We start from the raw sequence: 13,191 nt of genomic DNA, 5'->3' as shown, positions 1-13,191 counted from the left end.
ATACCATCGGCCGCTGGCGCACATTGCGCGAATTCGATACGATCCGCGACGTGATCGATGACGACCACAACAACGCGCGATGCGATTCATGCACCTGGCTTTCACTCTCTCGCGCCCGATACGGGCCCGCGGCCTTCGCTTCCCCTATGCACTCAATTGGCAGCGCGTATCCGGCACGCATGTCATTTCCGCTGATTCCTCGTTCGTCAGAACGCACGCAGGTGCGAGTTGGGTGTTGCCCGCGGAGAACTGCTTCTCGGTGGCAATCGAACCCGATGCGCACGGCTGCGCAGCAGGCATGCTGATCTTCGATTCGTTCACGGAAGTGTCCGGGATGAAGCCTGACTATGCGGCGCTTGCGCACGCGTTCGCACAGCCGGCGCCGCCGTTCGGCCAAACGCTCGCACAGCAAATGTTTAGCAGTCCTGATTATCCGTGGAGCGCAGCGGAGATCGCCACGTGCCTGGGCATCGATAAGCGTACGTTGCAAATGCGCTTGTTTCGCGAAGCGTACAGTTTCGCCTCGGCGCTAAGACGCTGCCGACTGTTGCGCTGCTTTCTGGCAGCCTTGTCGACGCATGCGCAGCCGCCTGACGCATGGCTGCGTTCTCGAACGGGCGAGCCGCGCAAGCTCGATGCGATATTCGAAACATCGTATGGCACAAGACTCTCGACGATCGAGGCAAGCCGCCTGCCTATCCGTTCGGGCGCCTCGTTTTCGAGGGGCCAACACGCGAACAGGCCGATGTTATGATGCGACACCCATTGACTGATCGACCGCACTTCCGCGATTTTCCCCGCATGGACAGGACCCTCCCCAAGCCTGCCGAGCAGGCACCCTCCGAACTCGGCAAGCGTGTCCGAGCAGCGCGGCTGCAGCATGCCTACACGCTCGAGGCCGCGAGCCGCGTCTGCGGCGTATCGCGCTCCACGCTGTCAAAAGTCGAAAACGGGATGATGTCGCCCACATTCGACGTGCTGCAAAAAATCGTTCACGGTCTCAAGATCGACCTGAGCGAGCTTTTCAGCGCAGCATCGAAGCCGAACGCGGTCGGACGGCGCGCCGTCACACGCAAAGGCGGTGGTCAACCGCACGCCGCCGGCTGTTATCAGATGGAGCTGCTGGCGACTGAGCTGACCAAAAAAGCGATGCATCCGTTTCGTATCCGGATCACCGCTCATTCGCTCGATGATTTCACGGAGTGGGGCCGGCATGAGGGCGAGGAATTTCTTTACGTGTTGAGCGGCAGCGTTTGTTTGTACTCCGAACTATATGCGCCGACTCAACTCGAGGTGGGCGACAGCATCTATTTCGACAGCCGCATGGGCCACGCAGCCGTATCGACGAGCAAAGAAGACGCCGAGGTTCTGTGGATCATCGATGAGCGCTACGCCGCACCCTATACCGTGGAAGGCCGGCTCGGCGTTACTGGCACCGCCGCCGTGTGAGCAAGTGCGCTATTCGTTATTCGTGGCCGCACTTGTCAATGCCGTCCAAGCGAGTTCTGCGATATGAACGGGCGTGCGGCCGCTACCGTGCTCGATCTGCTCGCGGCAGCTAAAGCCATTGGTGACGATAATCGCATCGGCACTCGCGCGCCGCACGAGCGGCAGCAGCTTGTCTTCGGCGATCTTCATCGATAGCGCGTAGTGATCGTGGCTGAACCCGAACGAGCCAGCCATTCCGCAGCAGCCGGTATCGAGCAGCGACCATCGCACGCCAAGCTTGTCGAGCAACGCTGTATCGCCTTGCATGCCGAACAGCGCCTTCTGGTGGCAGTGCCCATGTACAACCACGTCGGCGTCAAGCCGCGGCCAATCGAATTCGGCGCGGCTCACGAAATCCGCAAAAAGAAAGGTTTGGTCTGCTAATCGTTTCGCGTTCGAATCATGCGGGAGTTGCTTGAGTAACTCGTCTTTAAAGACGGACAGGCACCCGGGCTCGAGCCCCACGAGCGGCACGCCGGCTTGAATTTCGGGCGCCAACGCGCCGACGATATCGCGCAACAACGCGTTGGCTTCGTCGAGCAACCCGTAGTCGTATAGCGGGCGTCCGCAGCAAAGACGCTGCTTCGGCAAAACGACTTGATAGCCAAGTGTCGTCAATACGTCGAAGGCACTGCGCGCAATCTCGGGCGAAAAATATTCGTTAAATGTATCGACCCACAGAATCACTTTGCGCTGCGCTGTCGGTGCGACCTGAGATGGCACAGCGGTTGCGGCCCTTTGTTTCATCATCGCGCCGAGACGCCGATGCGCGAACTTCGGCAGCGTGCGCTGCGTGGCGACACCGGCCAAGCGTTTGCCGAGCGCGCCCAATAACGGAGCCGCGTTCAACGCATTGAAGAGCGGAGCAAAACGGCTTGCCAACGGCGCCCATTGACCAATCCGGCCCATAAAAAGCGCCTGCCTCGGGCGGCGTCGCTTTTCATAGTAGTGCGAAAGAAATTCGGCCTTGTATGACGCCATATCGGTATGCGTGGGACAGTCCGATTTGCAGCCCTTGCAGGCGAGGCACGTGTCGAGCGAGGCTTTTACCTCTGCGCTGTCCCATCCCTCGGTGATGACTTCGCCTTGCAGCATTTCCCAGAACAAATGCGCGCGCCCGCGTGTACTGAAGCCCTCTTCGCGCGTCGCGCGAAAGCTTGGGCACATGGTGCCGCCTTCGAGCGAGCGACACTTGCCCATGCCGATGCAGCGTTCGACTGCACGCGGCATGCCGTCGCCTTCCGGGCTTTCGAACGTCAACCTCGTCGCCAGCGTCACTGGTTTGTAAGCGGGGCCGACACGCAGATTTTCGTCTGCGCGATACGCGTGTACGACCTTGCCGGGATTGAGTCGATTGGCCGGGTCCCAAATGGCTTTGAATTCTTCCATCGCCCGCATGATTTCCGGGCCGTACATGATAGGCAGAAATTCGGCCTTGGCCTGACCGTCGCCATGCTCGCCCGATAACGATCCGCCGAATTCGACGACGAGTTCGGCCGCCTCGCGCAAGAAGCGGCGCCAAGTCGCTACGCCTTCGGACGTGCGCAGATCGAAGGTGATGCGCGCATGCACACAGCCGTCGCCGAAATGACCATAGAGGCAAGTTTCGTAGCCGAAGCGATCGACGAGCGCCTGAAAGCGCCGCAGATAATCGCCAAGCCGCAACGGATCGACCGCCGCGTCTTCCCAGCCAACAACCGGGTCAGGCTTGCCAGGTTCGATCGACAGCGCAACCGCAGAAGCGCCCGTCTCTCGAATCGACCAGATCTGTTGCTGCTGCGAATTTTCGCCGACAACTACGCAGGTAACGTTCGGACCACCAGAGCCTGCCTCGAAGTAAGCATGCGCACGTTGCGCCTGTGCTATGGCATCAACATGGGTATCCGCGCCGAATTCGAGCACCACCCATGCGTCGCCCGGAGGCAGCAAAGCAATCTCGTCGCGCTTTAACCCGCGAGCCTGCAAGCCGCGAATGATCGCGCGATCCAACCCTTCGATCGCAATCGGCGAAAACCGAGTGAAATGCGCGACGGCATCGGCCGCGGCAAAGATATCGGCGAAACCCAGCACGAGCAGCACGCGGTGCGAAGGACTATGCACGAGTCTGACTGACGCGCGCAGCGTCACAGCGCACGTGCCTTCGGTCCCAACGAGTGCTCGCGCGATGTTAAAGCCATTTTCCGGCAGCAACTGATCGAGATTGAACCCCGAAACCCTTCGCTTGATGGCAGGAAACGCTTCGCGGATCTGCTGCGCACAGCGATCGCGCAAGTCGCGCAGCTGGCGGTAGATCTGCGCGCGGCGACCGCCTTCTTCGATGATCGCTGCGAGCTCCGTCTCGGACGTCGGCCCGACCCAGAAACGCGCACCATCGTAAGTCGCAATTTCGAGCGCCTCGACGTTTTCGACGGTTTTACCCGCCATCACCGAGTGCGCCCCGCATGAATTATTGGCGATCATGCCACCGAGCGTGCAGCGGCTATGCGTTGCGGGATCGGGCGCAAACGTGAGTCCGTGTGCTTGCGCCGCTTCACGCAAGGTGTCGCAAATCACACCGGGCTCGACCAGCGCGGTCTTGCGTTGCACATCGATATCGAGCACGCGGTTCAGATATTTGCTCGCGTCGGCCACCACCGCCACGTTGACGCACTGTCCATTTTGCGACGTGCCGCCGCCGCGAGTGAGAAACGGCACATCGTGGCGATGACAGACGTCGATCGCACTAACCAGATCGTCCACATCGGCCGGCACCACGACGGCCAGCGGCACTTGGCGATAGTTGGACGCATCGGATGCGTAAAGCGCTTTGGAGCCGGCATCAAAACGCACTTCCCCGCGCATGGAGCGACGTAGCGAGCCATCGAGGTTATCGATGAGTTGCGGGCTCGCGTCGAACGGCTTCGCTTGCATCGCGTCAGGCTGCCGCGTTCGCCGTCATCTTGAAGATGCCCTGGGCATTGCCCGCATCGAAGCGCAGATCGATGACCCAGTTGCGCGAGCCCTGATCGAACATGCGCTTGCGCGTAATGAATTCGTAAAACGAGCCTGGCACCTCGCGCATGACAAGCGAGCCGTCATTGGCCCTGAACGTGCGCGAGACGACATCCGCGCGATACGCGGTCTGAAATACGCGGCCCGAACGCGAGCGTTCGACCTCGGTCTTCATCGGCCGCCCTTTATCTTTTTCAGCTTGCGCAAGCGCGAATACATCGACAACGCGGTCGGTTGCGTGATTGAACGCATTACCCTCGGTCGCGATCCACGCCATTTCCGCCGATTCCTTCAGCAGCACCTCGTAATCGGCCTCGCCGGGCACGTCGTGCTGACGCGCAAAAGCGCCGACGATCACCGGCAATAGCGCCTGCGCGGCTTCGATCGGAAGTGACCCGTCGCGCTCGAGTTCCCATAGTTGTGTAACGGCCGCAGGTGTCAGCGGATCTCGCGATGTGCCGACCACGGCAGTAACCGCTTGTTGAAACGCTGCGGAAAAACGTTCGGGATGCAACTCGCTCACGAAGAACTGCGCGATTTCATCGGGCGCGTCTTCATGTGCGTACGCGCGGCCCGTCATACCGAGCTTGTCAAGCGGATACCGGCCATTGATGCGGAAACCAAGCGGGCGCAGAATTCGCGCAAAGGCCGCTTCACCCGGTGGCAAGGCGCCGTTATGCGGCCACAGCACGGTGCGCAACGCGCCATGATCGAAAAAGACTGTGCCGCCATCGGCCACCGTTTCATGCGTATAGTTGCGCGCATTCGGAGAGCGGGCCAACAGCCCCTCGAACAGCGCCATATTCATGGCTTGGGCGAGCTCGGCACGCGTTACGGTGCCCTCTTCCCAGTCCGCCAGAATGGCCGGGAAATTGAGCGTCGAAAACAGGGCATCGGTCTTTTCGCGGCCGAGCAAACTCGACAGCAGACGTTCGACATTCGAATTGCGCATCGCTTCTCTTTCTCTGAAGACCAAGTACCGCATTATTGGAATGGTTGCGCATTCGGTAAAGCGAGATAAAATCGGGACTTGATGCGTTTTGGGAATTAAGGAGTGCGAAAGTTCAGGATTCCTAACATGAGTGCGCTGCTTGCGTTTGAAGCGGCGGCACGCCATGAAAGCTTCACTCACGCCGCGCGCGAACTGTTTCTGACGGAAAGCGCGGTGTCCAGGCAGATCGCGTCGCTCGAATCGAATCTCGGCGTCCGTCTGTTCGTCCGCGCAAAGCAACGTGTCGTGCTCACGCGCGCCGGCAAGCTTTACGGGACGCAAGTGCGTCGCACACTCGAGCAACTCGATCGCGATACGCTTTCGATCATCGCGCATGGCAGCGGTGGCGGCTCCCTCGAACTGGCGGTGCTGCCTACGTTCGCGTCGCAGTGGCTGATCCCCCGTTTGAAGGATTTCTACGAACGCACGCCCGACGTACGCGTGAACATGGGCGCACGCACTGATATGTTTTCGTTCGACGAATCCCATTTCGAAGCGGCGATCCACTACGGTCAGCCGACGTGGCCCGGCACATCGTCCGACTATTTGTTTGGCGAAGAAGTGGTGCCCGTCTGTTCGCCCGCGCTGCTCGCGAAGCCCGTCAACAAAGCGCATGAGCTGCTGGCCTACCCATTGCTGCATTCAACGACACGCCCGGACGGCTGGGCGCGTTGGTTCGATCATTCGGGCATCGACGACAATCTGACGATGCAGGGGGTACGCTACGAGCTTCATACGATGCTGATCAGCGCCGCGGCAGCAGGGCTCGGCATCGCACTCGTGCCCAGATTCTTCGTCGAAGGGCAACTCGAACAGTTGGGCCTCGTGGTGCCGTTTGCAGCAACCACCATTGCCGATTCCGCGTATTACCTCGTCTATCCGACGGAGCTTAGCCACGGCCGCCCGCTCGAACTCTTTCGTACATGGTTGCTCGAGCAAGCCAGCGTCTATAGCGGATCGCCTGCGCGTTGAAGACTCGCACGGACGTTTCTTATCAGAAACTTTTCGGCTAGTATGGCGACCATGACCATCTTCGCCCACGTTTCGTCGCGTGCCCTAAAGCTCATGTCCTCAATTGCCACTTTCGATGCCGGGGAAACCGCCCGCCTACTGGATTTCGGCGCACTGATCGAAGCGCTGGCGGTTGCGGCGCAGGAGCACGTCGCGGGCCTCATTCGCTCGCCGGTGCGCACTGCCGTGCCGTTGGCACAAGAGGGCGTGCTGCTTTCTATGCCGGCCGCGGCGGCCGATCTCGCCATTCATAAACTCGTCAGTGTCTGTCCCGGCAATGCGGCGCGCGGCATGCCGACCATCTTCGGAACGGTCACCGTTTGCGACGGCACCACGGGCAAACCGGAATTCGTTCTCGACGGGCCAACAGTGACAGGTCGCCGCACCGCGGCTTTGTCGATGCTCGGCGTAAAACGCCTTTACCCGAGCATCGCGCGTACGTTCGTCGTGATCGGCACGGGCCAGCAGGCTCGCTTTCATGTAGCCGCAATCGCGCAGTTGCATCCGTCGGCAAGCATTTTTGTTTTGGGAACAGCGCCTGCATCCGAACAACGCTTTTGCGATCAAGCCGCGCGAGAGGGCATCACCGTTCATCCCGCGAACGGCACGATACCAGCCGAGGCCGATACCGTCATCACCGTGACGACCAGCAAGACCCCCGTTTATCAGGAAAGCGCACGGGCGGATCGTCTCGTCATTGCGGTCGGGGCATTTACGCCCGATGCGGCCGAAATCGATCCGCTTACGGTTCGGGCGAGCCGTATTTTTGTTGACGATGTCGAGGCGGCGCGTGCCGAAGCAGGCGACTTATTGCAAGCGGATGTCGATTGGTCCGCCGTTCACCCTTTGAGCGAAGCGGTTGCAAACCGCACACCGAACGATGTGCCGATATTGCTCAAGACGGTCGGCAGCGGAGCGTGGGATCTCGCTGCATCGCGCGTCGCGCGGGCCGCGCTTCGTCAGTAGCCGCCGTTAGTTCATCAGACGTCTTGCGCGGCCTCTTGTTTGCGCTTGCGGAAGGCGGCCACCTTTTGCCGATTGCCGCACAGCGTCATGCTGCACCAACGCCTGCGATGCGACTTGGTGCGGTCATAAAAGCAAAGCGTGCATTCGGTGTTCTCGCATCGCTTGATGAGTTCGAACTCACCATCGCACAACAGCTGCGCGACCGATTCGGCGAGCGGCGCCAATAATTGCTCGGGTGTTTCGCGCGCATAACGATCGACGATGACCGGCGCATCGTGCTCGTCGAACTTCACCTCGATATGCCGCGCACCGCGCGCAAGAAGCGCATTGAGCGCGGCGACGTTCGGCTTGCGCCCGGCTTTACGCTGCCATATCGCAAGACGGGCAGCATCACGCAGCTTCCTGGCGGACTCGAGCAATGCATCAGGTTCGAAGCTGCTACGCACCCCACCTCGCGCACCCGCCGCAACGAACTGATGCTCGACGAGCCAGCGCATGACGTCGCGATCGGTCTGCCAGGCATCGACGGGGGCACCGTTTTCGCGCCGAACCGTATTCAATAGGTCCAGCGCCGGGTGTCCGCCTAGGAAATCGATCCCGGGCGCGGACTCGGGTCCGAGGCCGGGTCTGGTGAGCGCGGAAATCAAATCTGTCATCGCTGAAAGCTCCTTGCTGCCGTCTTGGATACGAAGCTTAACGCGTTGCACGCTCCATCAATTCGACAATGGCTTGTGCGATCTCATCGACGTGGGTTTCGAGCGCGAAATGGCCCGCATCCAACAGCTGGACCGTTGCGTTCGGATTGTCTCGACGATAAGCCTCGGCGCCCGCCGGAATAAAGATGGGATCATGCTTGCCCCAAATTGCCAACATAGGCGGCTTGTACTCGCGGAAATAGGCCTGAAACGCCGGATAAAGTGCGAGATTCGTCGCGTAGTCCTTGAACAGGTCAAGTTGGATCTCCTTGACTCCGGGCCGTTCGAGCAACGCGGCATCGAGCGTATAGGACTCCGGGGCGACGCGCTCAGGGCGATCGATGCCCACCTCGTACTGCCAGCGTGTGCCCGCAAGCGTCAGCAGCGTGTCCGCAATAGCCTGACGATTTTCCGCCGTGGGCTCGGCCCAATAGCGCCGGATGGGATGCCATGCGTCGCCAAGCCCCTCTTCATAGGCATTGCCGTTTTGCGAGACGACTGCGGTGATACGTTCTGGATGCCTGAGCGCCAGACGAAGCCCGACCGGTGCACCGTAATCGAAAATGTAGATTGCGAAACGATCGAGCTCGAGTGCGTCGACGAAGGCCTCGACTGTTGATGCCAGCGCATCGAACGTGTACGTATAGCCGCGCTCGGGTGGCACCGTCGTAAAACCGAATGAGGGAAAGTCCGGCGCGATGACGCGGTATTGCTGCGCCAGCCGCGGCATGAGCCCTCGAAACATATGCGACGACGACGGAAAGCCGTGCAGCAACAGTAATACCGGTGCGTCAGCAGCACCCGCCTCGCGGAAGAAAACGCGCACGCCGTCAGCATCAACGGTCTTGAGCGAAACGGATGGAACCGGCACTGCGCCCGCGGCGGAAGAAGAAACGGTCATAGCGATCTCCGAGAGGAATGTCGAATTTTGAAACCAGTCAAATTCATATTTACAGGTTTCATTGTATCGCTCGATTGACACCTGTCAAATGTTATTTTACTGGTTACATTGTCGAGGTGCGTTGCTGTGACACGACGATGGCCGTTATACGCTGAGGACTACTGAGAATTCGTCGAGGTCGAACGCAGGCCGCACCAGACAAGGGCCGGCACTTCACGTGCGATCGAATAGACGTGCCTGATAATCGGAAATTGGGGCTGGGCATTCTCACTTTGACGGTGCTCTCAGCCCGAATTTAGCCCGCATCTCCTTAACGTGGTCGCCGTTGACCACGCCATGCCAACGAATGGGCAGAGTGATGCCCTCTCGGTTTTAATCGCAACGGCCCGAAGGGCACAAGCGATCTAGCAGGTGGCCGATGCTATTCACGCTAAATCCCGGCTGCCGGAAGTTTAGGTGTCTTGTGCAGTTCGACCCAATATGCGTTGATTCGGTCCGGCTCGGCATCAAGCCGACGAAGCCAAGCCTTAGTCGCGACCTGCGTGTTCAACAGGGGAGCGGTGCTAGTCGCCGTCCCGGTCTGTAACGTGCCGAGCGCATCCGCAATGATCGAGCGCAGAGCGTTGTTCAGCAGCAGGTACGCGGGCGGAGGCTCGGGAGGATGGCCTGGTTCGCCAGCAATCCCCGTCTGCGGCGCAACGCCAGCCTGAATGATCAGGCCGCCGTCGTCGTAAGGCTGCTTGCGAAAGCAGTTCGGTGGCAGGCCCAGTCTTTCTACCCCCCCAAATTCCCGCACGAAGTTCGCATTGATTGCCGTCAACCAGTCCACCGTCTTGATGCGATCTGTGAGTCGGCGGAGGCTCCGGCGCATCGGGTCGCCGACGTCCAGGCCAGGCCCGAATTTCCGCGCCAAAAAATACTCCGAAGCCTCGTTCGGACCACGCCGCAACAGCGACAAGTTCGCTGCATATCCCGCGTGCCCATGCACCGCGTCGAGTTCATCGACGGCTTGCGCGAAGAGCGCTTGGAATACGTCCGGACAGAGCGCCAGAAAGGCCTGTGGAACAGAGAACGGCAACGTCGATGCCTCGGTTCATCAACGCCTGCCAGTCTTCAAGACAGAAGGCGGAAAATTCCATCGTGCCGGCCTCTTGTTTGTCCTCCGCGTTAGAGAGTGCCAGTACGAGCGAAGCATCAGCCGGAATGCTCATAGCCAAGGAGGCGAACGAAGGCCCCTTTTTGAAAGCGACCGGCTGCTTGCCGTCGTGGTACAGCCATCGGAGCGGAGAGCCTTTTGACGGGTTGCGACCGGTGGCCTTTTCGACCGTGCGCTGATAAGTCTGCAGCGCATCGTTGTATCGCTGGAAGCAGGCGACTAGTGCCTTGCGTTTGCTCGGTGTATGGCCACCCTTGAACAGGTGCGCGGCAATCCTCCTCGTTCAGGGGAGAAGGGATAGCGCGGACGGCGTAGCCGTGCTTCTAGGGCGCTTAGCGCGGCGTTCGATGTTGCTCGATGTACTGGCGTATCGCTGAGATAGGCGCCCCGCCGCAGCTACCGGCGAAATAGGACGGGGACCAAAGCGCACCGCCCCACAGCTTGCGCCGCAAGCTCGGGTAGTTCTTCTTGCGGATCATGCGGCTCGAAACACCCTCAGGCTGTTCACGAGCGCCGACACGGCAACCTTGGGCGGGTAGTTCACCAGAAGGTGTACGTGGTCGTCCTGGCTGTCGAACTCCACCAGTTCAGCCTCGAAGTCGGCGCACCCGCTGGCGAACACGACGTGCAGATCGTCGATGATCACTTTTGTGAACACGCCACGCCGGTACTTGGTCACGAAGACCAAATGTGCGTGCATCAAGAAGACGCAGTGTCTTCCGCGCCAAATGTCGTTGTCGTTGTCGTTGGCCATAGACCAAATATACTTTGGTCTATGGAACGACCCCAAGCCTTTAAATTCGAACTCATGCCGACTGGCGAACAAGCGCGCAATATGCGCCAGTTCGCGGGCGCGTGCCGGTTCGTCTATAACAAGGCGCTGGCGCTGCAGAAGGAAAACCACGCGGCGGGCGGGAAGTTCATCGGAAAGTTCGCGATTGGCAAGCACCTGACGGCGTGGCGCAACAGCGCTGATACGCCGTGGCTCGCTGAAGCTCCGCGCCATGCGCTTATGATGGCGACGCAGGATTGCGATCGCGCATTCCAAAACTTCTTTGCCAAGCGTGCAGAGTTCCCGCGTTTCAAGCGCAAGGGCGAGCACGACGGCTTCCAATTCCCCGACAAGAATCAGATGCGGTCGATAGCAGCAATGGCCGCATCAAGGTTCCGAAACTCGGCTGGCTGCGTTACCGCAATAGCCGCGATGTACTCGGCGAAGTGCGCAGCGCGAGCGTATCGCTGCGCGCGGGCAAGTGGTACGTCTCGATCCTGACGAAGCGCGAAGTCGAGCAATCGGTTCCGCACGGCCCGGCAGTCGGTATCGACGTCGGCGTGACCCGCTTCGCAACGCTGAGCGACGGCACGTATATCGTCCCGCTGGCGAGCTTCAAAAAGCATGAACAGCGCCTCGCGAAGTATCAGCGGCGCATGGCCCGCAAGGTCAAAGGTTCGTCGAACTGGAAAAAGTCGAAGGCCCGCGTTCAGCGCATCCATGCGCACATCGCGAACGCGCGCAACGACTTCCTGCACAAAGCATCGAACACGATCAGCAAAAACCACGCAATGATCGCCGTCGAGGATTTGCAGGTGCGCAATATGAGCAAATCGGCAGCCGGTGCGGCCGACGCGCAGGGGTGCAATGTCCGCGCGAAGTCCGGACTCAATAAGTCGATTCTCGACCAAGGCTGGTTCGAGTTTCGCCGCCAGTTGGAGTACAAGACGGCGTGGCGCGGCGGCTTTTTCGTCGCCGTCCCGCCGCAGAACACAAGCCGCACGTGCCCGTCATGCGGCCATATTTCCGCGGAAAACCGCAAGACACAAGCGCTGTTTGCGTGCGTGCGCTGCGGCCACGAAGCAAACGCCGATCACGTCGGCGCGATCAATGTTTTAGAGCGCGGACAGCGCTTGTTAGCCTGTGGAGAGACGGTGCGCTCAGGCCGCTCGAAGAAGCAGGAACCCGCCGATGTGACTCAGGCCATCGCGGCCTAAGCGCAGTAGGAATCCGCGTCCTTCAGGGCCGGGAGGATGTCAAGAACGATGGGCACGGCTTCACGCATCATCGCGACAAAACGAAGCAATCGCGACGGATAAAACTGCGCGTAAGGATAGGTGATGTAGACCGGCAACGGCACCGCCCGCCAGCGTGGCGCGAGTTGCAACAAGCGCCCGTCGGCAATCGCATCTTCGAGCATCCAAGCCGAGCCTACACACACTCCCAGCCCCTGCAACGCCGCGCTGCGCAATGCGTAAAGGTTGTCAGTGCTCAAGCGCGGGCGAATAGCCACCCGCTGCTGCTCGCCGCTCACCTCATGCGTCAGCCCAATCTCGTTGCGGTAATAAGTTCGGAGTGCTAACCAAGGCAACGCGGCCAGCTCGGCCGGCTGCTGCGGCACTGGCGCACCACCGAGCAACGACGGTGCCGCAACCACGATGCGCTGCACTTGCGACAGGCGAATGGCGACAACGGAAGGGTCGGTCGGCTCGCCGGCGTGAATCGCGCAGTCGATGCCGGACGCAATGAAGTCGCCCACTTGATCCATCAGCAACCATTCCACCGACACGCGCGGATATTGACGCATAAACGTTGCGAGCGGCTCGATGAATCGCTCCTGGCCGAATGCGTGTGGCGCCGCTATTCGAAGCGTTCCTTCCGGTTCCTCCTGTGCGCCGCGCACGTCGGCCTCGAATGCATTCAAGCTCGCCAACAAGTCTTTAGCGCGCTTGTAGCAACGCTCGCCGTCCACCGTCAGGCGCATGCCATGCGTCGAGCGCTGCAGCAATCGAACACCGAGAGCGCGTTCGAACGCGGCGAGACGGCGACTGATGGTGGGCTGCGTGGAAGACAACTGCGCAGCGGCTGCCGACAGACTCCCGGCTTCGACAATACGCACGAACGTCTGCATCAGTTGCAAGCGGTCGCGTGAATCGGATGTGACGCTGGCCATGCGCGGTGATGGACGGGACATGAGTTTTTTGCAGATAGACGAAGTGA

At 60.3% G+C, this 13,191-nt stretch carries 10 protein-coding genes and 3 pseudogenes; 6 read left to right on the top strand and 7 right to left on the bottom strand.

The annotated features are described in order from the left end of the window. The first annotated feature begins 88 nt into the window (after nt 1-88). On the top strand, nt 89-754 hold the full coding sequence (locus ACSQ20_RS25370) for a hypothetical protein (protein ID WP_436025358.1): 666 nt from the start codon (nt 89-91) through the stop codon (nt 752-754). A gap of 47 nt (nt 755-801) precedes the next feature. Continuing rightward, the gene (locus ACSQ20_RS25365; protein WP_436025356.1) at nt 802-1,449 is read left to right on the top strand and encodes a helix-turn-helix domain-containing protein; all 648 of its coding nucleotides are present in this window, start codon (nt 802-804) and stop codon (nt 1,447-1,449) included. A 9-nt stretch (nt 1,450-1,458) separates the two neighbouring features. Here the strand turns inward: ACSQ20_RS25365 and ACSQ20_RS25360 are convergent, their stop codons facing one another. Both ACSQ20_RS25360 and ACSQ20_RS25355 read right to left on the bottom strand, forming a co-directional pair. Further along, the gene (locus tag ACSQ20_RS25360; RefSeq protein ID WP_436025354.1) at nt 1,459-4,398 is read right to left on the bottom strand and encodes an FAD-binding and (Fe-S)-binding domain-containing protein; all 2,940 of its coding nucleotides are present in this window, start codon (nt 4,396-4,398) and stop codon (nt 1,459-1,461) included. 4 nt (nt 4,399-4,402) lie between these two features. Next, the gene (locus tag ACSQ20_RS25355; RefSeq protein ID WP_436025352.1) at nt 4,403-5,431 is read right to left on the bottom strand and encodes a DUF1338 domain-containing protein; all 1,029 of its coding nucleotides are present in this window, start codon (nt 5,429-5,431) and stop codon (nt 4,403-4,405) included. Between the two features lie 102 nt (nt 5,432-5,533). Between ACSQ20_RS25355 and ACSQ20_RS25350 the strand changes: the two genes are divergently transcribed. Both ACSQ20_RS25350 and lhpI read left to right on the top strand, forming a co-directional pair. Further along, nucleotides 5,534-6,442, top strand: coding sequence for a LysR substrate-binding domain-containing protein (locus tag ACSQ20_RS25350; protein ID WP_436025350.1), 909 nt, complete (start codon nt 5,534-5,536; stop codon nt 6,440-6,442). 93 nt (nt 6,443-6,535) lie between these two features. Further along, a complete protein-coding gene (gene lhpI, locus ACSQ20_RS25345; RefSeq protein WP_436025348.1) occupies nt 6,536-7,447 on the top strand; it encodes a bifunctional Delta(1)-pyrroline-2-carboxylate/Delta(1)-piperideine-2-carboxylate reductase in 912 nt (303 codons plus the stop codon). Between the two features lie 14 nt (nt 7,448-7,461). Here the strand turns inward: lhpI and ACSQ20_RS25340 are convergent, their stop codons facing one another. The 4 genes and pseudogenes from ACSQ20_RS25340 to tnpA all read right to left on the bottom strand — a co-directional run bounded on the left by ACSQ20_RS25340 (nt 7,462) and on the right by tnpA (nt 10,953). Continuing rightward, a complete protein-coding gene (locus ACSQ20_RS25340; RefSeq protein WP_436025346.1) occupies nt 7,462-8,103 on the bottom strand; it encodes a CGNR zinc finger domain-containing protein in 642 nt (213 codons plus the stop codon). A gap of 37 nt (nt 8,104-8,140) precedes the next feature. Beyond that, nucleotides 8,141-9,043: an alpha/beta fold hydrolase gene (locus ACSQ20_RS25335; protein WP_436025344.1), complete on the bottom strand. Its 903-nt coding sequence runs from the start codon at nt 9,041-9,043 to the stop codon at nt 8,141-8,143. Between the two features lie 430 nt (nt 9,044-9,473). Further along, nucleotides 9,474-10,389: pseudogene (locus tag ACSQ20_RS25330) on the bottom strand (type VI immunity family protein). A 142-nt stretch (nt 10,390-10,531) separates the two neighbouring features. Further along, nucleotides 10,532-10,953 (bottom strand): annotated as a pseudogene (gene tnpA / locus ACSQ20_RS25325) (IS200/IS605 family transposase). Between tnpA and ACSQ20_RS25320 the strand changes: the two are divergent. Beyond that, a pseudogene (locus ACSQ20_RS25320) lies at nt 10,888-11,058 on the top strand (helix-turn-helix domain-containing protein); the annotation flags it as partial. The pseudogenes tnpA and ACSQ20_RS25320 sit on opposite strands and share 66 nt — an antisense overlap. 170 nt (nt 11,059-11,228) lie before the next feature. Continuing rightward, a complete protein-coding gene (locus ACSQ20_RS25315; RefSeq protein ID WP_436025342.1) occupies nt 11,229-12,188 on the top strand; it encodes an RNA-guided endonuclease InsQ/TnpB family protein in 960 nt (319 codons plus the stop codon). Here ACSQ20_RS25315 and ACSQ20_RS25310 read toward each other — a convergent pair. Next, the gene (locus ACSQ20_RS25310) at nt 12,185-13,165 is read right to left on the bottom strand and encodes a LysR family transcriptional regulator (RefSeq protein WP_436025340.1); all 981 of its coding nucleotides are present in this window, start codon (nt 13,163-13,165) and stop codon (nt 12,185-12,187) included. The two genes, ACSQ20_RS25315 and ACSQ20_RS25310, sit on opposite strands and share 4 nt — an antisense overlap. Nucleotides 13,166-13,191: the final 26 nt, after the last annotated feature.

The sequence above is a fragment of the Trinickia sp. LjRoot230 genome (assembly GCF_964253315.1).
Lineage (GTDB): Bacteria > Pseudomonadota > Gammaproteobacteria > Burkholderiales > Burkholderiaceae > Trinickia.
This window is presented reverse-complemented; position numbering and strand designations above follow the sequence as displayed.